Genomic DNA, 22,120 nt, shown 5'->3' on the forward strand with positions numbered 1-22,120 from the left:
TCAAATTTAACGGCCAAACCCCCAGTCCCCGGGGGGGTAGGGCTTCGGGCCCACACCCCCCCCGGGGGGGGGGGGGGGGGCCCCCCCCCGGGGGGGTGCTGGTCCGCGAGGCAGCGACCGAGGGCGGATCGCAACCGGAGAAGCATCCGTCGCCGCGCAAGCGCCGCGCCGCGAAGAAGACCTCGCGCAAGCGCTCCCCGAAGCCGCTCGCGAACAAGCGTGACTACGTGTGCAGCGTCCGCCTGAACGACGACGAGAAGACCCTCCTCGCCGCCGCCGCCAACGCCACCCGTACGAGCCTGCCCGCCTTCCTTGCACGTAGCGGCCTCGCCGCCGCGCACGACCTCGACAACACTGCTGCAGCCATCGCCGGCCATCGCGAACTGATCGCCGAGCTGTTCGCCGCCCGTCGGCATCTCGGCCAAGTGGGCAACAACCTCAACCAGGTAGCCCGTGCCATCAACTCCGGTGGTCAGCCCACGGAGGTCAACTCGGTCGTCGCAGCGGTCCAACTCGCCGTGACCCGCGTGCAAGCGGCCACGGACCGGCTGCTGGACAGACGGTGATTGCGCAGCTCACGCGAACCACGACGCGCTACCTGCCAGCAGGCCACGGACGTCGCGCCGCAGTGCCTCTGGAAACCGGTCACGCAGGCACCCGACCTCGTCCTTCAAGGCACTCAGCCCCTGCGTGTCCCGCTGATCGGCGGTGACAAACGTAGACCGGCGCACGCCGGAGGCCGCGGAAGACCGCGTCGGCGGCCTCGGACACGTCAGACGGGGCAAGGACATGAATCCGCTGACGGATGCCGCCGAGATTGAAGCCCACAAAGGCCGCCTCGGCCGCCTCCACGCGCTCCTCCGCCGCCGCAGTTTTGAGGACGCGCAGCAGGCCCTGCCCCGTCTCCTCCATCGCGACCAAGTACTCGGCGTACAGCGCCGTACGCAGCTCCAACAGGCGGGTGACCGACTCCCTATGCCACCGCCGGCGATCGGCCAGCGCCGTCGCGCCGACACCGAACACAACTCCCAGAAGAGGGGAGAGCGGCGATATCCAGTTCATCCGCGGTGGCTTCCCGCCACGAGGACCTGGAACGCACCACTCCCGCTGACCACCCCAGTTGATCAATCGTTCTAGGACAGCAGCATGATCCCCAGGATCCAGAAGCGTGGGCAGCGCACGCTCGGCCTCCTGTACTACCTGTACGGGCCGGGCAAGTTCGAGGAACACATCGACCCGCACCTGGTCGCCTCCTGGGACAACAACGCTCCCGACCCCGGCCGCGACGAGTCCGCCACACTCAAGCAGCTCCAGCAGCTGCTCGACCAGCCGCTGGAGAACATCGAAGAGTCCGAGCGGCCGAGGAAGCACGTCTGGCATCTGTCTGTCCGCAACGCCGCCGAGGACCGGATACTCACGGACGAGGAGTGGGGCGACATCGCCCGCCGCATGGTCGCCGCCGCTGGCATCGACGACCCCGAGCAGGGGGCGGGCTGCCGGTGGGCGGCCGTCCGCCACGCCGACGACCACATACACATCGTCGCCACCCTCGTCCGCGAGGACGGCTACAAGCCCGACCTCGACCACGACGCCGCCCGCGTCCAAGCCCAAGCCCGCGCGCTCGAAGAGGAGATGGGACTGCGCCGCCTCAACAAGGGTGACGGTACCGCCGCGAAGCGGCCCACCAGCGCCGAGCGCCACAAAGCCGAGCGCCAGGGTCGCGGGCGCACCGCGCGGGAGGAACTGCGCGAGACCGTGCGCCGCGCGGTGGCCGGCGCAACCAGCGAGGAGGAGTTCTTCGACCGGCTGGCCGCCGCCGGCCTGCTCATCCGCAAGCGCATCGCCCCGTCCGGGGACCTGCTCGGGTACAAGGTCGCCCTGCCCGAGGACCGCAACGCCCAGGACGAGCCAGTGTTCTACCCCGGCGCGCGCCTCGCGCCGGACCTGTCCCTCCCCCGCATCCGGGAACGCTGGTCCGCCGACGGCCATACCCCGGGCACCGCGCCGAGGGAGCCAGCACCGAGCAGCCCGGCCTCCGCCCGCCGACGTACGGCATCGGCCGCATGGCAGGCCGTGCTGATCGTCGAGCATGGCGACGACGCGGTGGCGGCCGCGTACATCGCGGCAGCCGGCGAGGTCCTGGACGCGCTGGCGCAGACCTCCGCCGCCCACACCCGCAGTGAACTGCGAGAAGCAGCCTGGGCGTTCGAGCGCGCCTCCCGATCCCACGTCCAAGCCGAACGCGGCCACGATCGGGCACTGCGGCAGGCCGCTCGCGACCTCGTCCATGGCGGTCCGGCCCTCGGTCGCGGTGAGGACGGCGCAACCACAGCGATGGCGATCGACATGCTCTTCTTCCTCATTACCGCCGCAGCCCACTGGCACGCCAAGAAGGACCACGCCCAGCAGGCAGCCGCAGCGCACCAGGCCGCCGAACACTTGCGCGCGGCGTACAAGGCCGCCGCAGCACAGCCACTCGGCATCCTCTACGAACGAGGACGGCACCTGAACCGCCCGCTGCGCATGCGCCAGACGGCCCTGCTGCGCGAAGCGGTGCCGGAGCTGGCTGAGCAGATCCTCGCCGAGCCCGGCTGGTACGCGCTCGCTGCCACCCTGGTCGACGCAGAAGCCGCCGGACACAATCCTGCGGCTCTGCTTACCGAAGCTGTGGGACAGCGCGAACTCGACACGGCCTCGTCGATCAGCGATGTCCTCGTTTGGCGTCTGCGCCGGGCCGCGGACTTGCCGGCTGACACGACCGGCATGCCGTACGCAGGGGCAGCCGCGGAAGACACCAAGCGCCAGCCGAGACAGCGTGCTCCACGCCCAGTATCACGGCCCTCTTCAGACACCCCATCAGCCAGGGACCGCCGATAAACCGAACTGCCGCCCTGCAGCGCGCCACCGGGTGCCCGGTAGCCGAACTGTCAGGAGTTCACCGTCGTGCAGGATTCGAGGGCCGAACACAACTTACGAATTCCCATGTGTGCGTCTGCTCGTTGTCGTCGCTGACATCCACCAGCACAGTCGTGGCAGTGGGCACCGGCGGGGGTGGCGGTTCGGCTTCGTGCGCTTCAAGGAGTCGGACCACATGTCGCGGCAGAAGATTCGGGCCATCACGCAGGATGCCGCCGCCGGCCTCGGCCTCCTCCCCGTTCGGCGTGCTTGCGGGCATGCCGGGCCGTATCAGCCCTCTGACTGCGTCGGCGACCCCAGTGAGGACCTGATGGCTGGTCCCGCTGACGACTCGGCCTCCACACAACACCCTGTTCCACGGCAGCGATTCACGCCAGAGGGCGCGGTGACGCAGGTTGTGACCATCCCGCTTCCGCTGGATCTCGCTCGCAACCCGATAGGCCGACAGCAGCGTCGCACCATGGCGAGCCGGGTCATCTACTCCGTGACCGCATAGAAGACCCGCCTGCTCCGCTTCTGCTTCGGCCTCCAGATCCGCACCGCCCCGTTCCCAGTGGTTGTACAGCAGGTACACAGGCACACATCGGACCTTCAGGGCGTCCTGAAGCAGCAGCGCACACTGGTCAGCATTCGTGCCCTTGACCACGTGCGCGAAGGGGTATCTTCCCTGCTTGCTCGCCTTTTTGGCCTGGATGCGCAGGCCAACTCCATGGGACCGATCGTGGATCCACAGCTCCCAGTCCGCTCCGTTACGCCGCTCCTGATCCTTGTTGAACTGGAAGATCTTGACGCGGTCGCCGAGGAATTGGCGCAGGTGGCGGATGTGCATGTCGGTGAGGCTCTCCTCACCGGGCGCGGGAGGGTAGTAGTGGTGGCCGTTGTGCAACCAGTGGAAGGTGTCGCCAGCCATCCACAGCAGTACGTCGCACAGCGACGGCTGCCGAACCGTTTTATCGGCACTGGCCGATATGAGAGCGCGTCCGATCACGCCGATCAGCTAACCAGAGGCCACTGACAGACGGAGCCAACAACCGTGCGGGCTCACCCCGTGTCTGCCTCCTTGCCTTGGGCAACTGCTGTTGACTTTGTGAATGGAAGCTGGTCAGGGAGTTGCGGCACGATCACCATGTGTGCGGGACGAGACGAGGGAGGACCACGGTTGTTCCACCGGATACGGCGCCGCCGCGCGGAGGAAGAGATAGCCGCTATGTGGCGCAGGCACGCGGAGCTGGAAACGCAGAGGGTCGCAGGTCAGGCGCGGCTGCCGAACCTCGCGCAGCAGACTGCTGTTCGGGAGCCGCCCGCTGAGCCGGCGCCGGTCGTGGACGACTTCCTGCCGCCGGAGCTGCGGGTGCCCAGCCACGACCAGGTCGAGGGACGGATGATGCCCTGGCCATGGCCCGTCGTCCTGGACGACGAAGTCGTCGCCTGCGCCGAGTGCGAGACGTACCGGGACTGGCTCATCATCTCCGCCAGCGGCCAGGTGTGGCTTCGCTGCCGCGCCGGGCACCAGCAGCTCGAACTGCGTCTGGACACTGCCTGGTTTAACCGGCACTCCGGCCCCTCGGACGCGACGCACGCGACGTTCGAGGACTGCCTGCGCCACCTCGGCCACTGACCCCCTCCCCTGCGACCCCACCGGGCCCACGGGCCCGTACTGCCCAACCTGTTGCCTAGCACCAAGGGGTCTTTCCGTGCGTGTTCGCGTCGCCACCGCCCTCGGCCTCACCGCCGTCACCGTCCTCGCCCTGCCCGCCTGCTCCACCGACGCCGACGAGGCGAAGCCCGCCACCTCGTCCGCCGTCCGCGCCAGCACCCCGGCGAACGGCGAACGGCAGGCGGCGCCGCTGTCGTCGGCCGCGCTGGAGTCTCTCCTGCTCGACGAGAGCGACCTTGGCAGCGGCTACACCCGCACGCCCGAGCGCCCCGCGCAGCACGACGACGTCACCGTCCTCGGCTGCCCCGCCTTGGACAAGCTCGGCGGCGACGCGGTCACCGGAGGCTCACTCGACTTCCCCCGCAAGGCGAAGGCGTCCTTCACCTACTCGGGCGGCAGTGACTCGGAGGTGTCCGAGGAGCTGTACAGCGACTCCGCCGACAAACTGTCCGACGACACCGGCCGGATCTTCGACGCGATGACCGGATGCCCGGAGTACCAGGTCCTCGTCGGCAGCAACGCGATCGACGTCACCACGCAGCAGATGTCCGCACCCCAGCTCGGTGACGAGCGGTGGAGCCAGCTCCTCACCTTCTCTGTCGGCGGGCAGGACAGCGTCGTCAAGCAGACCGCAGTCCGCTCCGGGAACGTGCTGCTCATCGTCTCCGGCTCCCCCGCCCTCGTCGACCGGCACCTCGACAAGGCTCTCGCCAAGACGAACGCATCCCGCTAACGCTCCCCGCCACGGCGCCTCAGGCCACGCGAATGGCCGGGGGCGCAGTGACGCATCCCGCCCTCCGGGAACGGCGCTCGGAGGCGTAGACGCAGGCCGGTACAGCACACAGCCCGGCCTCCCGAAATCGGGGGGCCGGGCTTTCGTATGCGAACGGTGCGCCGGTGCTCAGCCAGCCGGGGCGCGCAGGAGTCGGTCCCGTGTGCTCTCGGGCAGGACCCGGCGCAGGACCGGCGCGGTGGAGCTGAGGGAGGCAGCGAAGGCGGCAACGAGGTCGTGCGGCACGCTGGCGCCGAAGGACACGGCCCACAGGCAGGGTGCACCCAGGACAGGCTGTGCCCATGCCTGCCATCCGGCAGGTCCCGCCTCGTCTGCCTCGACGGTCAGGGCGCGGGGGTCGGCGTCCTGGATGAGGGGCGGCACCTCGCCGAGGCTGAGGTGGGAGGTGAAGGTCGGGTCCGTCGCCCCCGCGTCGGGCTGGTCGACGTCGCGGAGCCAGCCGTGCGCGGTGACGGCGTCGAGGACCGGCTCGGGCCCGGTGAACGCGGTGGTGGGCTGGTCGCGGGTGTCGAGCGCGAGGAGGAAGTCGACAAGAACCTCGCCCGGGACGTCGGGGGTGAAGTAGGCGGACCACTGCGCAAGCGGAGTGGTCACGTCCTCGCGGGCGGAGACCTGCCACGCGATCGGCAGCTCGCCCAGGTGGAACGGCTCGTCCGGCAGCACCCATTGGGCCCACCGGAGGCTGTCGGGGCTGATGTGGAGGACAGTGCTGCGCAGGACCTGCCGGTCCTCCGGCGCCTCGTCCGGCTCCTGGCGTCCGCGGACGATCGCCAGGCTCGTCCAGCCGAGGCCGTCGAGCGTGTCGGCGACGGCGTCGTAGAGACGTCCGTCGTCACCGGCCAGGTGCCGGGGGCCGACCCAGTACGCGAGCTGGGCGCGGTTCGGGGTGGACGGGTCGAGCGGGGGGTTGGGGTTCAGGGGCGCCTCCAAGGGGCTGGGTGCGGCGTCTGCTATCCGCTGGCGGTGCGGCGGGGTCGGCGCGGGGGCGCCTGGACGGGGGCCTGCCAGGTCAGGACGACGGCTACCTCGGGCGGCAGATGCCCGAGCTGGCTGTCCGCGTCCCGTCCCTCGGCCAGGTAGACGACGGGCTGTCCGGCCTCATCGTGGGCCTCGACGACCTGCGCCGCGCGGTGGGCCATGGGGAAGAACGGGTTCATCGCCAGCCGCAGGGGCGCGGTCCGGTCGCAGGTGGACAGCCGGTCGATGAGATCACCGACGGTCATCTCCGAGGACTCCACGGGAAGTCTCCTTGCATGGGGAAGCAGGCTTACGGGACGGCGGATTATTGCGCCGCTCGATGGGTGGGAAAGGGATTGCAGGGCCGAGTCGAGTTTTCCGAAGGCCAACTCGAGTTTGCCCCTCACAAAGGCCGGGGGGCTCCAGAACGCGCACCACGGCGGCGGCGATATCGGACGGCATCTCGGTGTCGAAGGACATGTGTTACGCGCGCAGCTTGGCCGTGCCGCGGCCGTCCTTCGAGTTGACGTGCACGTCCGCTCGGTCGTCCACGACCAGGTTGAAGTCGTCGGCGGAGAACTGGTCCATCACGAGAGTGGGCTGGCCTGGGCCGAGCTGCCACTCACGCAGTCGCAGAGCCCCGACGGCGGTGGAGAATCCGGGGCTCACGGGAGCCGTGATCACGGGCAATCACCTATCTGACCTGGCATTTTCGGGGAAGTTCGTCTACGTTGACATGTCTCTGGACACGCTGGCCAGTCTTTCGTGGATCTTTCCCGTCTGCCCGCGGCGAACTGCTGGCCTTGGACAGTGTGGGATCTCAGATTCCGTGGCCGAATCTCACGACCAACGGCCACCCAGTGGCCGATCAGCCGCAACCAGAGACTGGTTGGCTGGACGGGCGCGGCATGGATCAGACGTCACCTTGGGAAAAGACAGTGACGGTGTCAGGGTCTGCTCCTATCTTCAGACCATGACCGTCACCGCACGGCGGGAGCTGGTGAGCCCGGCCACCCGCAACGCCTTCCGCTCTCTGGCCACGGACCTAACCGTCCGGATTGTCGCCGAACTGTGGGAGGACCACGGGTTCGCGCCCATCCCGCCAGATGAGCTGAAGTACCAGGACTCAGGCCAGCGGCGGACTGAATTCATGCTCTACGCGGAGGGCGTCGACTGGTCGGATCCGAGCCAGGTTCGACGTGTACTCCTGGTCTTCGAGGACTTCATCCGCGCGTACCGGAACCCGGACGATCAGGGAACTCCGAAGTGGCTTGACGACATCAGGGTCCGCTTGGAGCGGGACGGCTTCACTCTCGATAAGGAGGGGAGGATCTCCTGGTCCAACCCGCCAGTGCTGGTCCGCGACCTCAGCACCCTGAGCGACGCCTCCGGCATCACGATCGAGTTGGAGCGCATTCGGAGGGACCTGACCACCGATCCCCATGGGGCCATCGGCGCGGCCAAGCAGCTCATCGAGGCAACGGCGAAGACCGCTCTTGGGGAGCTGAACATCGAGGTCGACCGGAACGCCGCGCTCCCAGCCCTGATCAGCACGGTCCAGAAGGCGCTGAAGCTCGACGCTGGCTCGGCTCCTGATGGGCCCGACGGCAGCAAGGCCGTGAAGAGAATCCTTTCGGGCTCGGTGAACATCGCAGTCGGCGTCGCCGAACTGCGCAACCAGGGCTTCGGTAGCGGTCACGGTCAGGCGAGCGCACCGTCTGGGCTTGGAGTGCGTCATGCCCGCCTGACGGTCAATGCTGCCGTGACCTGGTGCGAGCTGATCCTCGACACGCTCTCGGACCCCGCCGCGCCGTGGCGCAAGACCAAGGTCTGATCACTTCGCGAAGAGGGCCAGGTTTCGGGGGGGAGCAGATCCCGCCACCCGCAGGCGTGACTTCAGCTCACCAACTTGGACCTCCCGCCCACCGGTCCCCGCGAGCCGACTACACCCTGAGGAAATGCCCCTGCCGTGAGACGGACCGGCTGTGCCATCAACTTGAGACAGCGTAAGAGCTGCTGGTCAGCAAGGACGGCGTACCAACGAGCCGCGAGATCCTACAGACAGTTGTAGGGTCTCAAATCCGACTTCGTGATCTCACGATCCACTTCATATCGGCTGCACTTATGAAGCGGTCGTGAGATTCCGCTGGTCAACGACCCGCTCGTTGGCGTCGTCTCGGTTCGTCGTTCTGAGGGCTCCCAAGTTTCGTAAGCTCGGCGACGTGACTCCTGAGATCGATCCCCACGATCCCCGCTGGACGCTGGTTCCCGCGACCCTCACTATCACCGTGCCCTACCCCACTGACCTGGAGGAGCTCGGGCACCGGCTCGTCAACGCGGTGTGCGCGGCATCGACGACTGAGGACGAACTCGGTCCGGCCCGGCCGTTGACCCTCTCCCTGTGGCAGTTGGAGCTCCAGCCCGCCATCGTGGCCCAGGTCATGGCGCGAGCCGAGCGCGCCCGCCGACTTGACGTCATGGACGGCCGAGAGATCGTCCGCTACGGCATGGGTCTGTGCGCGCTGAGGCTCGACGAGCCTGAGGGGTGGGCCGGCTTGGACACGCTGGCGCGCGTCAAGCGCGCCGTGGACATCGTTCTCGGGCGGCCCGACGACCCACTCCTTCAGGCTGTGGTCATGCCGATCTCCGAGCGGGAGTTGCGGGAGACCCTGCCCGAGAGGATCGCCCTCTTCGAGCCAGCCCCGCGAGCGGACCCTGCCGAGCACCGCTGACCCGCGGATATAGCTCCGCCGTCCAGGGATGGCTTCCGCCCGAAGCTACGAGGAAATGACATGGAGTTGAGATCCAGGCGGATGACACAGGGTAGATGCCGGAAGAACGCCCAGGTCAGAGGTACAGCAGATGACACCGGCCGCGAGAACCTACAACAGTGAAGCCAGTCGCCCTGTCATCCAATCGGGGCGTTTGACACCGAACCTAGGCGTCCACGCCCTCGCATCGCCCCGACCGCCCGGTACCGCCGATGGCCGGTACCGCCGCGATCGGGGCGGTGGTGCATCTGCCGGCCACCGTCATCGAGTTGGGCCGGAACCTGTCCTCGATGAGCGGCATACTGGCCGACGCCGCTTACCGCCGATCTCGGGCAGCGGCAGGAGGGCGTCCAGGGTGGTCTGCCATTCCGGGACCGCGTTTTCGGCCAGCGTGCCGACGAGGGACTCGGCGAGAGATCTGGTCGTCATCGAAGGAGCCGCGACCGGGGCAGATCACGCAGCTGATGCCTGGTGCGGGCGTCATGGCTTCAGCCTGAGCGGCATCGCTGTCACCCGGTCGACTGGCAGGCCGAGCGGCGGGAGCGGCCCCGGCAGTGGCGCATAGCTTCGGTAGGAGAGCGCCGTCACTCCTCGCCAGCTCGGTCGCATCGACACCTTTGCCCACACGCCAAAGCCCCCAGAATCACGAGGACTCCAGGGGCCGAGTTCAGCGGGCGGAGTGGGTCAGCTCTCGCGGGAGTTGTTCTCGCCGGAGTCGTCCGTGCGGCGACGGCGGGTGGCCGCCAGGGCTCCGCCTCCAGCGGCGATGAGCAGCGCGGCCCCGCCGAGGAGCCACGGGGTGGCGTCCGCGCCGGTGTGCGCGAGCGCGCCCTCGGGTGTGGGGGCCGCGGTGCTCGATGTGGTCTCGTCGGTGGCCGGGGTGTCCGAGGCCGAGGCGGACGGCGTCGGGGTGTCCTCGTCCTTGCCGGGCTTGTCCGGGGTGGGCCGGTCGGTCGGCTTGGTGGTGGGCTTGTCGGTCGACTTCTCCGTGGGCGGCATGGCGGTGGAGGTCTTGGCGTTGGTGACGGTCACGGTGACGGGGTCGCCCGGCTTCGCCTTGAATGCCTTCGAGGGCTCGTAGATCTCGTAGCCATCGGGTGCCTTGACCTGCTTGACCCAGAAGTCGTTGCCGGTACGGGAGTTGATGGGCAGCTTGCCGCTGGCCGTGCCGTCGAATCCGGTGGTCAGGGTCAGGATGACCTTGTCGCCGCTGCCGATGTTGACCGTGGACCCGGCCAGCAGCTTGCCGGTCTTGTTGTCCTTGGCCTTCAGCCGGACCGAGGCGGGCTTGAAGGGATCGATGATCGTCAACGGCGCGGTATTGCCGGGCGTGACAATGACGTCCTGGTCGGCGACCACGTCGTGCAGCGGGCTACCGGAGTCGGTCTCCTTCAACCGGTAGACACCGGGGGCGAGATCGGTGAAGGTCAGCTTCCCCTGGGCGTCGGTCTTGCCGGTGCCCGCCTCCACGCCGGCGGCGTCGAGAAGGAGGAAGGCGGCGCCTTCGAGGACATCACCAGCCAGGTCCTTCTTGACGATGGCAACGCTGCCCGCGCCGGGCTCGGAGGTGTCGGTGGGAGCGGCGGAGGGCGTCGGTACGGCCGACTGGGCAGTCGCGGCCGGCGTCCAGGTAAGGGTGCCGGTCACCGCCGCGGCGACGGCAGCAGATCTGACAGCGCCGCGGACGATTCGAGCGTGCATGAGAAGAGGGGCTCCTTGATCGGCAAAAAGGGAGGTCAGCGGGTTCGGGACGGCGCCGGGCCCGCAGGAGGCGTGGCGACCGGCGAGGAGAGGGAAGCCTGCGTGGCGGTCGTTGTCGCTGCTGCGACGTACAGGTGGCCGCGGGTGTGGAACGGGATGTCCTTCACGGTGCGGCGCACCGGCTCGGTGGAGATCAGCGAGGCGGTGAAGGCCGCGACGAGCGTGGTAGGCGTGCCGAAGGAGAACTGCGCACGCCAGTGCGGCTCACTCGGGTATCCGCTCCAGGCCCTCCAGGCAGGCGCGTCGGAACCGGTGGTGGCGTCGTAGCGGTGCCGCACGGCGCCAAGGGCCTCCGGGGAGTTGAAGGTCTGCGTGCCGTCGGTCTTGACGTGGTGACTCCAGCCGCGGGCAAGCAGCGGCGCGTACGCCTCGTGTGGCGCCGTGTCGTCCTCGTACAGCCAGTCGCGGGCGCTGTGGCGGTCTTTGAGGTAGAGGTCGAGCAGTTCGATGTGGACGTCGTGCAGCAGTTCGACCGGGGTAGTGGCCTCAAAGGTGATCAGCCAGGCCGCCGGTCCAAATGGGACGCGGTTCGCGGCGATGGTCCACTGGCCCTTGTTGGGGTTGTCGGGTTCGGGGACGAGGCTGGTCCACAGCCGCAGGCAGGGGCTGGTGGCGAAGGCCGGGCCTTCCGCGGGCTGGTGCAGTGACCAGTCCTCGTCGAAGGGGAACGGCCAGGCCGCACGGAGGTCGGTGAGCCCGGGACCAGCCAGGTGGTGGGGCAGGACCCTCAGCGCGTGATCGGGGGCGAGGTTCTTGAAGGGGTCGGACGACACGAGGGGTTCCTGTCGGACGGCGCGCGGGACGCTGGGCGTGGTGGCGAAGGGCCGGCGACTCAGCGGGCGCGGCCACCGCGGCGTGCGGCCAGCGGGGACGGGGCTTTCCGGGCGGTGCGGCCCAGGGCTCGGGACGACGCGGGCTCCTGCCAAGCGCCGGGAAACCACACGGACGCGTACCGCTCGACGGCATCACGCAGTCCGTCGGTATGGGCGCCTTCCCACGGGACCCAGTCGGGTCGGTCGCGGAACTCCTGAAACCTGCCGTACCCCGACTCCCGAGGGGTACGGCCCTGAGCCGCATCGCGGTGGTCGAAGGTCTTGTGCTCCTCGAACCGCAGTGCCACGGCGTCGAGTTCGCCTCCGTCCCGGTGAATGGTGGCGAGGCGCAAGCCGTCGTATTCGTGCTCACGGATGGTCCGGGAGAAGTCGATCCGCAGTCGTAGCGGGGCACCGGAAACGGGTGTAGCGAAGTAGGTGGTGCCGACGACGGCGGCCTCGGCGAACGGGAGCTTCAGGTGCTCCATGAAGAATTCGCGTGCGTACATGGCCAAACGGGTGCCTCCAGTGGGACGGCGGGTGACGGGTGGTCAACGGCGTGCGCCGGGCAGTGCCGGTCGGCTGGAGGTGCTCCAGCGCGGGACGCTGGACGCTGGGAGCGCGGCCGGGCGGCGCGTGGCGCGCTGCACGTCGAGCGGAGTCGGGGCCGGTGGGCGTGGCGGGATGACCGGGGTGAGCTGGGCCATGCCCTGGACGTAGCTGTACGTTTCCTCCCGCCAGCGAGGCAGCGGCGCGGGATCGGAGACGCATTGCGTGAGGGCCTTGATCAGGGCCACGGGGGTGTCGGTGCTGGCGGTGGCGTACCAGGCGGGGCGGTCGATCGAGGTGCCGGCCCACAGCTGCCAGCGGGCGTCGCGGGTGGTCAGCTCCGCTTCGGGGTCGAGGCTGCCGGTGGTGAACTCCAGCCCGGCGAGGCCGTCGGCCGACTGGATCGCGAACACGCCCCAGCGGGGGTGTTCGATCCGCCAGCCGCGGGTGATGAGCGGTACGACCGCGAGGAACGGATCGCGGTCCGCGCTGCCCGGGTCCGGCACCGCGAGGTAGGCGTTCGGGCCCTGTTCGTACGCCTCGGCGAGCGCGGTGGTGAACGCGGCGACGAACTCGGTCGGGCATCTGTCGTTGAAGCAGGCTCCCCAAGTCGGCGGGCCGAAGGGATCCTTATAGGCGTTGATGCGCCACAGGCCGTCGTCCTCCCCTTCGGGGAGATAGCCGAGGCGGACCTTGCGGTCGGGTGCCTGGATGTAGACGTTGCCGATTATGTGGAATCAGGTGCGTCAAGGGTCACCTGCTGGCGTCGCTCGCCTCAGTGCCGTGAGGTGTCCTGGACCGACCCCAAATGAAGGTTTCGAGCTGGAAAGTTGTGATCCCGGCGAAGCGCCATGGTGGAGGACGTCTGCCGAGGGCGGATGCCCTTTCCAGACTGGAGACGTCTGGGGACGCCGTCAGCGTAGGCTGTCGGCCAGTCAAGGTAGCCGGGTCGGAGGGGGGCTATGCCATTTCCATGGCCGATGAGGTTGTACGTGAGGGCCAAGTTCCGTCTGCAAGCCTGTTTGGAAGGCTCCTCGGCACAACTTTTCAACAGCACAGCTCAGAACCTCCTTCGGTACTGACGAGCGAAGGCCCTCTGGGTGCCACCTATGAGGTCCCTGAAGGGTGGAACACCCATCGAGAGACATCATGGAGGTCACTAGCGTCGAAGGCTGGCGAATTGCTTGCGGTTGGCCCGGTTCTGCTGTTGCCTGAGTGGGAGAAACTGCCAGCAGATAAGAAGTCTCGCGCTCGTTGGAGCTACGAAGTACTCCTTGAAGATTTGGTTCCTCCGGAGCAGGACGCTCACCTGGCCGTGCTCTTGCCGTCATCTGCTCTTACCTCTTATGCGGAGGCTGACTTCAGGGCGGCTGTGAGGGAGCGGTGGCATCTGTCGACTGTGCTCTACGCGACGGGTGTCTTGCCGAAGGTGCATATCAGTTTGGAAGTCGCGGCGGTTTTCCTGCACGCGCGACAGCCCAAGGATCCCGTCCTGCGCATGTTCCGCATGCCTCATCGTGGTGATCCCAAGTCGATTGAGAAAGATTTCAACAAGTTACTTCGCATGCGAGGCGGAAGGAGTATGAACGGCTACGTCGTGCGGGATCCCATCCCTGCGCAAGAGAGACTACACTTTGAGCGACACGATCCAGCAGTGCTGGCCCTCCGCGAGGATCTGGTCCGGTACGGGAGCGTGGTGAAAGTGGGTGATCTGTTTACCAAAGCACCAAGCGTTCACCGCCACACATTGGGTGAGAAAATCCGCTCAACTGGCCAGCCAGGAGCTGCCCGCGTACTGCGAGGGCCCGATATACTGACGGATGGCACGATTGCACCCCTTGACCCCGAAGATATCTGGGCTCAGGTGTCATCGGACTATTTGTTGCAGGCTGGTGATCTGGTTCTGCGCTCCATCTCCCGGCCTACGGACCGCCATCGTCTAGTGGTCAGTGAAGTCAGGGATGAAGACCTGCCGGCTGCGGCAAGCGAACACGTGATTGTGCTGCGCCCGAAGGCGCCTTTGGAAGCACATCGGCTTCGCTTTATTCTGCTGTTCCTTCGGTCTCCAATGGCCGGGCCGATGCTGGCGCAAGCGGGTGTGCACATTCTGTGGCGGGACCTTGCAGACTTGACATTGCCGCAACCGGACGAGTCACTGGCATCCGCTCTGGACAACCTGGAAATCTCGAAGCGGCGCCTGGAAGAGTGGCACAGCGAGGCGGATGAGCTCCTACAATCTGTCTTCCTCGACCGGAGCGCAGCTCAAGGCCGCGACCGGATCGTGCGATCTGGTCAAACTCTGCGGCTTAGGGTCGCAGCAGCCAGCCTTCTTGACGATTTGGGTCACACGGTTCGTACACGCTTCCCCTACCCGGTCGCCCTGCGTTGGCGTGAGACCGAGGCCGCGATGAGCGCGCGGGACGCTGGCCCTGCGTATCAAGCAATTCTCGGCACCGCTGAGATCCTCCTGGCCTACAGCGCCCTGCTGGTAGGGGCGCTCGCCAGGGAAGAAGGAATAACACTGGGCTCGCTTGACGCCATTCGTGGCCAACTGGCTCGAGGCCGGGGGCCAGGGTTTGGCGAATGGGTAGCAACACTTGACGAAATTGCTAGCAAGCGAAAGAGGCGCAGTCTTCCAACAGAACATCCCCTCAACGCCCTCGGTTCTATGTTCACAGACGAGCAAGTCGCTGACGCGCGCAAGCGTCTGTACAGCCGCCGTAATGATGAAGACCACGAGCGACGAGTAGACCGCGTCGACCTGCCACAAGCACGAGACGAAGCCTTTGGTGAACTTTCCACGTTGGTTGAGGGTGCAAGATTCCTGGCCGACTGGTCTTTGATACAAATCACCGACCTGCATTGGGACGCGCTTCGAGGGCACTCGGTGATCGACTATCGGAATTTGATGGGCGATCATCCAGTAGTGCCTACAACTACGATGATCTGGGACGGCAGCGACATCGAGAAGGGAAGCCTGTACCTCAAAGATCAAGAAAACAGGCTGCATTTGCTGCGACCTTTTCTGGTTGGGCGTCTCTGTCGACGATGCCGTAGCTGGTCGACCTTTCACATCGACAGAGCTTCTCAAGGTACGGTCACCCTCAAGTGCCTCGAACATGGGCATACATTTGACGACCCGGCGATTGCGGAGCCGTTGCGGCACGTTGGATTGCTATAGCGGCGTGCCGCGAGTGCGAAAGGGTATTTCATTCCTGCAGTCGCGGTTCGTGACACTCCAGTTCCTTTCGTAGTCACGAGCGTGGGTGCTGCATGGGCCAGTCGAACGTGCACTCCGCGACCCCACGGTCGAACCAAAACCACCACCGGTATGGAACGCTCTTTAAGTTCCCAGCGGGGTACTCGGACGAGATCTATCGTGCGTCGAAATCACCCCTGTTTGCCTTGGCGGACCTCCACGATAGGCAGCATGGTGACGGTGGTGGGGAGGCCGAGTTCCCGTGGTGTGGGGCCTGCGGGTGTGGAGATGTCGGTGAGCCGGGCGAGGAGCGCCTCCATGGCGGTTTGGCCGTCGTCGACCGCGGCGCGTTCGTCCTCGGTCAGCGGAATGGAGGCGAGCATGCGCTGCAGGTTCTCCTTGGCTTCGAGGAGTTGGGCCTTGCTGGAGCCCTTGGGGGTGTAGAAGTCGCAGCGGGCGCAGGCCATCCGGTGCGGGCACTGTTCGAAGAAGGTGTAGGTGCACCAGCCGTGGCCTAGGTCGTCGTGCTCCAGCTCCCAGCCGAGGTCGAGAAGGGGCGCGAGGCCGGGGTCGCCGATCGCGGTGGCGGCGGCAAGGTAGCGCGGGGAGATGTAGACGTCCCCGTCGATGGTGCGAAGGTCGTCGTGGGGTGACACGCGGGTCCTGAAAGATAGGCGTTGGGGAGCGGCTCAGCCGGTGCTGGGCAGCAGTGCTGCTTCCAGGTCGGCGGGCTGGCCGGTGTAGTGCAGCGTGCGCAGCCCGAGGCGGGCGGCGGCGCGGCAGTTGTCCGCCCGGTCATCGATGAACAGCACGCGCTGCGGGTCGACGGCGCCGGTGGCGTCCAGGGCCTGCCGGTAAGCAGCCGGGTCCGGCTTGCACACCTGAATCCGGGCTGAGTACAGCGCCTGGGTCATCAGCCGTCGGCACCAGTCGTGGGTGTCGAGGACGTCGCTGAGAGCGTGAGGGGCGTTGGACAGCAGCACCATGGGCAGCCCGCGCCGGTGGGCGCTCTGCAAGACGGCGAGGACACGGTCGTCGGTGTGCGTCCACATCGCGGTGTCGGCGGCGCGCAGTTCGCGCAGCATGCGCGGGCCGGGGTGGTAGCCGAGTACACGGGCCCAGTACGCGAGATCGCTCAGCTGACCGGCGTCGTATGCCTCGCGAGCTTTCCAGAACGCGTTCTGGAACGAAACGACGTCGTCGTCGGGCCAGGCGGCCAGGCGGGCGAGGTGACGCCACTGGTCAGCGCCGGGCTGGTGGCCGATGACGCCGTTGTAGTCGAGGATCACAGCGTCGAGGGCGGTGGTCGTGGTGGTGAGGGTCAAGGGGAGGTGTTCTCCAGGGCACGATGGGACAGGGCGGCGACGGCGGCTGCGAGCAAGGCGGGCAGCAGCAGCGCGGTGGACAGGGTGGTGACGGTGGCCAGGGCGCCGATTAGGGCGGGGCCGGCGAGCAGGCCCAGGTAGCCGGTGACGGCGACCGTGGCCACGGCCCTTGGGCCGCCGACTCCGGCGGCGCTGATCAGGCAGGGAACGGTGATGGACAGACCGAGCCCGAAGACCGCCCAGCCGGCCAGAGCCAACGGGGTGCTGGAGGTGACGACGCCGGTGGTAAGCCCTGCCGCGGCGAGGATCGCGCCGACCCCTACGACATCGGGGGCGCCGAAGGCTGTGGTGAGCCGGTCGCCGGCCAACCGTCCGGTCGTCATGGCCCCGCTGTAGAGGGCGAACGCGGCTGCACTCACGGCCGTCGAGGCATCCAGACTGTGCAGGTGGACGGCGGCCCAGTCGGCTGCCGCTCCCTCCCCCAGCAGGCTCGAGGCAGCCAGTGCGCCCAGCAGCCACAGCTGCCCGGACGAGAGTGCCGGCCGGGCCTCACCCTGGCCGAGGTTGGCGGGTGCAGGCGGTTGATCGGTGCCGTTCAGGGAGCGGGTTGCCGGTGCGGCAATGAGCGCGGCCCCGGTGAGGACCAGGCCGGTGGCGAGGAAGAGGGTGCTGTGGGCGGTGACGGCGGCCAGAGCGGCTCCCGCGAGGGCGCCGATGGAGTAAGCGGCGTGCAGTCCGGACATGATGGGTCTGCCGTAGGCGTTCTGGCAGCGCACCGCCGCCGAGTTGGCGGCAACATCCAGCACACCGTGCGCGACACCGAAGGCAAGGGCGGCCGTGAGCAGGGACGGCAGGCTGTCGCACTGGCCCAGGAGGGCGAGGCATCCAGCAAGGCCGGCGGCGCCGGAGGTGAGCAGGGCAGGAAGGCGCGTCGGCCGGGCGAGACGGCCTGCGGTCTGCAGTCCTGCGACCATGCCGAGCGCGGCGGCCAGCAGCACCAGGGCCAGGTGTGCGGTGCTCAGGTGGGTGGCCTGCTGAACGGCCGGCATCCGGGTGCCCCAGACGGCCATCACCGCGCCGAGGCCAAGAAAGTAGCCGGTCAGCAGCCCACGGCTACGGCGGGCCATGAGGGGTGCCGTCTTCAAACGAGGAGATCCCTACCGCTGTCCTGGCCGGCCTGGTGGGGCGCCACCTCGAGGGTGAGGGCGCGGAGCGCCTCCTGGCCGCAGTGCCGGGCGTCTTCAGCGGAGGCGCCGGTGGTGATCAGGAACCCGATCCGGGCGGAGAACATGTCTCCCTCGGGCGGGAGCAACAGCCGGTCGCCGACGCTGCGCTGGAAGGAGATCTGGTCCAGCCACGGCGGACGGGGACCGTCGAAGCAGAGGGCGGTGAGGGTGCCGGAGGTCTCGGGGTAGATCAGGTGGATCGCGGCGGCCGAGCGCTGAGTGGGGGTGAGGTCGGGGGCACGGTCGCAGGCGATGTCGGCAGCCACACGGGGCAGGTGGATGCCGGTGGCGAGGCGGACGAGATGGCCGATCATGTCGCCGGCGATGCGGCCGTTGACCTCGACGAGTCGCGGCCGGCCGTCGACGAGCCGCATCTCGACGTGGCTGACGCCGTCGGTGATCCCGAGCGCGCCGATCGCGGCCCGCGCCACCGGGGCGACCAAGTCGAGGAGCGGGTCGGACGCGTCCACGGAGTGCGACAGTTCCTCAAAGAAGGGCGGTGCGCTGACGGTCTTGCGAGTGATGGCGACGACTGTGGTGTGGCCCTGGTAAGTGACGCATTCCACCGAGACCTCGGGTCCGTCGAGGTACTCCTCGACCAGCACGCTCGTGTTCTCCGCCCCCAGAGCGGCAGCGCGTGCCGCGAAGTCGTACGCGGCCGTGAGCTGGTCGTGGTTGTCGACGCGGATCACGCCGATGCTGGCCGCGTGCGCGGCGGGCTTGAGGACGACCGAGTAGCCGATCCTCTCCACGGCGGCCTGGGCCTCTTGCCCGGTGCGGACGCTCAGCGATACGGCCGATGGGACACCGTGGCGGGCGAACAGGCTCCTTGCGGTGGCCTTGTTGCGGCATGCCTGCATCACCTCGGGCGCCGTGGTGGGAAGGCCCAGCTGGCGTGCGAGGCGGGCGACCGGGACGAGGTACCACTCGGTCCAGGTGAACAGGCCGGCCAGCTCGTAGCGGTCGGCGAGGACCCGGCCGGCCGCGGACAGCGCAGCCTGGTCGGTGGGATCGGGCACGACCACGCAGTCCCGGATGAACGGCACCTCCCACGAGGGTTCCTCACTGGTGATCAGAACGACGTCGTACGCGGCGGCCACGGAGGCAAGGCAGTAGCCGCGATACGCCTCGGCTTCCATGTCGGCCGCAGCCACGACCAGAACGACAGGACGGTCGGACAACAAGGTGCTCCTCGAAGAATCAGGTGAAGGACGGGGTTTGGCGGGCCGATGGTCACGGGCTGCGCCGACGGCGGACCGCGATCGCGGAGGCCCACTCCGGGTGATCGGCGAGCAGCCTTCTCGCGTAGAGCGCGGTGTAGTTGTGGTTGAGGCCCTTCACGCCGTGCGGGTGGCGCTAGCGCAGGGCCTCGAACAGCGCCTTCATGTCGACCCGTGTCACGCCGGCGGCGAGGCGCTGGACGACGAGCTGCTCCAGGGCCCGGTACACCCAGGGGTGGCCGGCATCGAAGGCGTGGAACTGCTCGGTGATCGGGGACCGCACGTCCTGGTGCGGAAGGTCGAGGCCGGGCAGTCCGTCCTGCGTGATGGTGGACATGAGCGGCGAAGGCTCCTTTCGTACCGGAGGGTCAGGCCAGGGATGTGGGCAGGGTGCGCAGGCGGGTGAAGACGATCGCGAAGCCGAGGGCCTGCAGGACGGCGGCGACGGTGATGGCGTGCCCGAGCTGGGCGGCTGGCACAGCTGCGACGAGCAGGCCGGCGGCGGGGAAGGGCAGCAGGAGCAGCAGGACCGTCACGGCGAGGGTGCTGCCGAAGACGTCGGGCGGGATCAAGTGGGAGCGCAGGGTACGGAAGACGACCGTGAGGCTCCCTTCGCCGGCCATCACGACGGCGGTCAGCAGGAGGTAGCCGCGGTAGGTGTCGGCCTGGGCGACGGCGAACGTCGCTGTGGCCGCGACGGCGGCAGCCACGGCGCCGACCGGCCACAGGCCCCAGCGGTCGATCGCGCTGCGGGATGCGGTGATGGCGAGCAGGGAGGCGACGGCTGCGGCGGACCAGATGAGTCCGGCATCCGCGCTGGAGTGGTCCAGCTCGGTGACGACGACGACCGGGACGGCGGCCTGCAGGAGGGCCATGGCTGCGTTGGAGACGATGAGGCCGCCGACCAGCCAGGCGAGGGCGGGCAACGAGCGAAGCGTCGCCCAGCCCGTCCGCAGTCCCCGCTTGGCAGGAGCCACGCCGAGCGGTGCGGTGCGCACGTGGGGGCCGAGTGCGGCGGCGAGGAGGGAGAGGCTCGCGAGTGTTCCGAGCATGACGGCTGGACCGGCGTGCTCCAGAAGCAGGCCGGAGAGCGCAGGCCCGGCCAGAGTGGCGGTCTGGTCGATCCCCAGCAGGACGGACTGCACCCGGTGCGCCCGGGGGCCGGCCTTCCGGCTTGCCTCACTGCCGGCGGTTTCAGTCGCCACAAAACTGAACTCGGTGAGCACGCCGGTGGACGCGGCGAGCAGCATCACCGTGACTGTCGCGGCTGGTGTCCGGGCATCGAGGGCCGTGAGAACGACGGCGGCGGCGAGCACGACGAAGGCTCGTGCCAGACAGGCTGCGCGGAAGATGCGGGCCGTGCCGTAGCGGTCGACGACGGTCCCGGCCACGGTGAACGCGCCGATGCGCGGGATCCACTCCAGCGCGAAGGCGAGCCCGGTCAGGGTCGCCGATCCGGTGGTGGCCAGGACGAGCAGGGGGAGGCCGTAGGTGGTCATCGCGAATGCGGCGGCATCCGCCCCGCGCGGCAGATAGATCCTGCGCACCAGGCCCGCGGTGGGACGCGCCACCGCGTCCGGCGTCACGCGGCGACGCCGTAGGTGCTGCGGATCTGCTGGGACTGGTGCGTGTGAATCCACTCAGCCAGCAGCTGGTGGACGCGGCCGAGTTCGGCGGCGGCCTCGCCGTCCGTGGTGCGAGGATCCGCCGCGGCCGGCTCGCCCAGCAGAGCGAAGGTGTGGCGGATCCGCCCGGCGAAGTCACAGATCGGCGCTGGGTAGTTGTGCCGTCGGGCCCAGCGGGCAGTCGCGTCGTAGACGTCGGCGAGGTCCCCTCCGGCTGCGGTGAGGCCGAGGCCGGAGTGGGCGCGGTCGAGGAGCCCGAGGGCGTCTGCCTGCTCGGTGGCCTGCCGGATCTGGTGGGTGGTGAGGTCGGTGAGGGTGCGGGTCAGCGCGCGGGGCGGGATGGCCCCGTGGTCGTCGATCTCGCTGACCAGGCGGATCAGGGCGGCGCCAGACAGCGCCGTGCACGCGTGCTTCAGCTGCTGAGGGGAGATAGCGGAGATCATCGGCGGGCTCCTCCCGTCGGCAGGGCGGCCTTCGGGCGGACCGGGGTGGCGTGGGAGAACAGGTCGCCGTTGTGCCAGGCAGGGCGGCGGGCGGGCTGGGTCTGCACCGCAGGTGTCGGCCGGGCGGAGGGGGCCGGGAGCCGGGAGGGGTGGCTGACCCAGGTGCCGGGGGCGGTGGTCGCGCTGGGGTCCGGCCGGCCCCAGAGCGGGTGCCTCGCGGCGTGGTCCACCGGTCGTCCGGCGGCCCACATGGACAGCGCGCCGAAGACGTGACCGAGCCCGTCGCCGGACGGCGAGAGGCGGTAGGGCTGTCCCAAGCCCGCAGTCGCCACCAGGCCGTCGTCGATGAGCTGGCGCAGCGGCGGGTAGATGTTGGTCCAGTAGCTGTCGGGTAGGACGATGCGGGCCAGGGCCCGTGCGCTCGCCTCCTGGCGCACCCTGAGAACCCACAGGATCGCCGGGGCTTGCCGACGGGTGAGGAGGGTGAGGCAGTCCTCGACCTGCTCGATCGCGGACAGCGGCTGCTCCGGCTGCTCCAAGTGCTCCTCGGCCCAGGCCGCCATCACCGGGAGCACCGCCAGAAGCTGTCGGCCGCGCTGCGTGAGGCCGTAGGTGACATGGCGGGCGGAGTACTCACTGCGCTGGGCGAGGCCAGCGTCGCAGAGCGAGCGGATCTTGGGGTGCAGCTGGCCGCTGTGGAGATACGGGAGTTTGGCCGCGATCTGCGTGTAGCGCTGCAGCGGCTCGTTCAGGGCCAGCAGGATCCGCACGTTCCAGCGCGGGGTGATCATGTGGAGGGTTTCGGTGACCCGGGCGATGTCGGCATCGGCGGCGGGTGGCAGACCGGTGGTGGCCAAAAGGGGGGA

General features: G+C 68.5%; 22 protein-coding genes and 3 pseudogenes. 7 read left to right on the top strand and 18 right to left on the bottom strand.

The window, feature by feature from the left end:
• The first annotated feature begins 95 nt into the window (after positions 1-95).
• A complete protein-coding gene (locus ACWGJB_RS26630; RefSeq protein WP_453382600.1) occupies positions 96-566 on the top strand; it encodes a plasmid mobilization protein in 471 nt (156 codons plus the stop codon).
• Between the two features lie 79 nt (positions 567-645).
• On the opposite strand, the gene ACWGJB_RS26635 is transcribed toward ACWGJB_RS26630, so the two are convergent.
• On the bottom strand, positions 646-1,062 hold the full coding sequence (locus tag ACWGJB_RS26635) for a hypothetical protein (RefSeq protein ID WP_453382601.1): 417 nt from the start codon (positions 1,060-1,062) through the stop codon (positions 646-648).
• 84 nt (positions 1,063-1,146) lie between these two features.
• Here ACWGJB_RS26635 and ACWGJB_RS26640 point away from each other — a divergent pair, with 84 nt between their 5' ends.
• Entirely contained in the window at positions 1,147-2,877 is a 1,731-nt protein-coding gene (locus ACWGJB_RS26640; RefSeq protein WP_453382602.1) for a relaxase/mobilization nuclease domain-containing protein, read from the top strand.
• A 58-nt stretch (positions 2,878-2,935) separates the two neighbouring features.
• On the opposite strand, the gene ACWGJB_RS26645 is transcribed toward ACWGJB_RS26640, so the two are convergent.
• The gene (locus tag ACWGJB_RS26645; RefSeq protein WP_453382603.1) at positions 2,936-3,904 is read right to left on the bottom strand and encodes a DUF6615 family protein; all 969 of its coding nucleotides are present in this window, start codon (positions 3,902-3,904) and stop codon (positions 2,936-2,938) included.
• A gap of 171 nt (positions 3,905-4,075) precedes the next feature.
• On the opposite strand from ACWGJB_RS26645, the gene ACWGJB_RS26650 reads away from it, so the two are divergent.
• Entirely contained in the window at positions 4,076-4,534 is a 459-nt protein-coding gene (locus ACWGJB_RS26650; protein ID WP_453382604.1) for a hypothetical protein, read from the top strand.
• Positions 4,535-4,610: 76 nt separating this feature from the next.
• Positions 4,611-5,306 carry a hypothetical protein gene (locus ACWGJB_RS26655; protein WP_453382605.1) on the top strand — a complete coding sequence of 232 codons (696 nt, stop codon included), beginning with the start codon at positions 4,611-4,613 and terminating at the stop codon, positions 5,304-5,306.
• Positions 5,307-5,474: 168 nt separating this feature from the next.
• On the opposite strand, the gene ACWGJB_RS26660 is transcribed toward ACWGJB_RS26655, so the two are convergent.
• The 3 genes and pseudogenes from ACWGJB_RS26660 to ACWGJB_RS26670 form a co-directional block, all read right to left on the bottom strand.
• On the bottom strand, positions 5,475-6,296 hold the full coding sequence (locus tag ACWGJB_RS26660; RefSeq protein ID WP_453382606.1) for a DUF317 domain-containing protein: 822 nt from the start codon (positions 6,294-6,296) through the stop codon (positions 5,475-5,477).
• A gap of 20 nt (positions 6,297-6,316) precedes the next feature.
• Entirely contained in the window at positions 6,317-6,604 is a 288-nt protein-coding gene (locus ACWGJB_RS26665) for a hypothetical protein (protein ID WP_453382607.1), read from the bottom strand.
• Positions 6,605-6,743: 139 nt separating this feature from the next.
• Positions 6,744-7,007, bottom strand: a pseudogene (locus ACWGJB_RS26670) (DUF317 domain-containing protein); the annotation flags it as partial.
• A 289-nt stretch (positions 7,008-7,296) separates the two neighbouring features.
• Here ACWGJB_RS26670 and ACWGJB_RS26675 point away from each other — a divergent pair.
• Positions 7,297-8,157 (top strand): abortive infection family protein, encoded by an 861-nt coding sequence (locus ACWGJB_RS26675; RefSeq protein WP_277312410.1) that lies wholly within the window; start codon positions 7,297-7,299, stop codon positions 8,155-8,157.
• Between the two features lie 388 nt (positions 8,158-8,545).
• Positions 8,546-9,055 carry a hypothetical protein gene (locus ACWGJB_RS26680; RefSeq protein WP_453382608.1) on the top strand — a complete coding sequence of 170 codons (510 nt, stop codon included), beginning with the start codon at positions 8,546-8,548 and terminating at the stop codon, positions 9,053-9,055.
• 357 nt (positions 9,056-9,412) lie between these two features.
• Here the strand turns inward: ACWGJB_RS26680 and ACWGJB_RS26685 are convergent.
• The 5 genes and pseudogenes from ACWGJB_RS26685 to ACWGJB_RS26705 all read right to left on the bottom strand — a co-directional run.
• A pseudogene (locus tag ACWGJB_RS26685) lies at positions 9,413-9,508 on the bottom strand (alpha/beta hydrolase); the annotation flags it as partial.
• Between the two features lie 270 nt (positions 9,509-9,778).
• A complete protein-coding gene (locus tag ACWGJB_RS26690) occupies positions 9,779-10,795 on the bottom strand; it encodes a SpaA isopeptide-forming pilin-related protein (protein WP_453382609.1) in 1,017 nt (338 codons plus the stop codon).
• A gap of 35 nt (positions 10,796-10,830) precedes the next feature.
• Complete coding sequence (locus tag ACWGJB_RS26695; RefSeq protein ID WP_453382610.1) at positions 10,831-11,628, bottom strand: DUF317 domain-containing protein; 798 nt, start codon at positions 11,626-11,628, stop codon at positions 10,831-10,833.
• 59 nt (positions 11,629-11,687) lie between these two features.
• On the bottom strand, positions 11,688-12,176 hold the full coding sequence (locus ACWGJB_RS26700) for a hypothetical protein (protein WP_453382611.1): 489 nt from the start codon (positions 12,174-12,176) through the stop codon (positions 11,688-11,690).
• A 42-nt stretch (positions 12,177-12,218) separates the two neighbouring features.
• Positions 12,219-12,944, bottom strand: a pseudogene (locus ACWGJB_RS26705) (DUF317 domain-containing protein); the annotation flags it as partial.
• Positions 12,945-13,189: 245 nt separating this feature from the next.
• On the opposite strand from ACWGJB_RS26705, the gene ACWGJB_RS26710 reads away from it, so the two are divergent.
• Positions 13,190-15,397, top strand: a complete 2,208-nt coding sequence (locus ACWGJB_RS26710) for a hypothetical protein (protein ID WP_453382612.1) — start codon at positions 13,190-13,192, stop codon at positions 15,395-15,397.
• 209 nt (positions 15,398-15,606) lie between these two features.
• Here ACWGJB_RS26710 and ACWGJB_RS26715 read toward each other — a convergent pair whose 3' ends face one another.
• The 8 genes from ACWGJB_RS26715 to ACWGJB_RS26750 form a co-directional block, all read right to left on the bottom strand.
• Positions 15,607-16,071: a hypothetical protein gene (locus tag ACWGJB_RS26715; RefSeq protein WP_453382613.1), complete on the bottom strand. Its 465-nt coding sequence runs from the start codon at positions 16,069-16,071 to the stop codon at positions 15,607-15,609.
• A gap of 33 nt (positions 16,072-16,104) precedes the next feature.
• A complete protein-coding gene (locus tag ACWGJB_RS26720) occupies positions 16,105-16,740 on the bottom strand; it encodes an HAD family hydrolase (protein ID WP_453382614.1) in 636 nt (211 codons plus the stop codon).
• Complete coding sequence (locus ACWGJB_RS26725; protein WP_453382688.1) at positions 16,737-17,867, bottom strand: MFS transporter; 1,131 nt, start codon at positions 17,865-17,867, stop codon at positions 16,737-16,739. The genes ACWGJB_RS26720 and ACWGJB_RS26725 overlap by 4 nt, the downstream gene beginning before the upstream one ends.
• Positions 17,868-17,881: 14 nt before the next feature.
• Complete coding sequence (locus ACWGJB_RS26730) at positions 17,882-19,105, bottom strand: ATP-grasp domain-containing protein (RefSeq protein ID WP_453382689.1); 1,224 nt, start codon at positions 19,103-19,105, stop codon at positions 17,882-17,884.
• Between the two features lie 217 nt (positions 19,106-19,322).
• Positions 19,323-19,523, bottom strand: coding sequence for a hypothetical protein (locus tag ACWGJB_RS26735; RefSeq protein WP_453382615.1), 201 nt, complete (start codon positions 19,521-19,523; stop codon positions 19,323-19,325).
• Between the two features lie 31 nt (positions 19,524-19,554).
• A complete protein-coding gene (locus ACWGJB_RS26740; RefSeq protein WP_453382616.1) occupies positions 19,555-20,772 on the bottom strand; it encodes an MFS transporter in 1,218 nt (405 codons plus the stop codon).
• A complete protein-coding gene (locus ACWGJB_RS26745) occupies positions 20,769-21,254 on the bottom strand; it encodes a regulator (RefSeq protein ID WP_453382617.1) in 486 nt (161 codons plus the stop codon). The genes ACWGJB_RS26740 and ACWGJB_RS26745 overlap by 4 nt, the downstream gene beginning before the upstream one ends.
• Positions 21,251-22,111, bottom strand: a complete 861-nt coding sequence (locus tag ACWGJB_RS26750) for a winged helix-turn-helix transcriptional regulator (RefSeq protein ID WP_453382618.1) — start codon at positions 22,109-22,111, stop codon at positions 21,251-21,253. The genes ACWGJB_RS26745 and ACWGJB_RS26750 overlap by 4 nt, the downstream gene beginning before the upstream one ends.
• Between the last annotated feature and the right edge of the window lie 9 nt (positions 22,112-22,120).

The sequence above is a fragment of the Streptomyces sp. NPDC054813 genome (assembly GCF_053611365.1).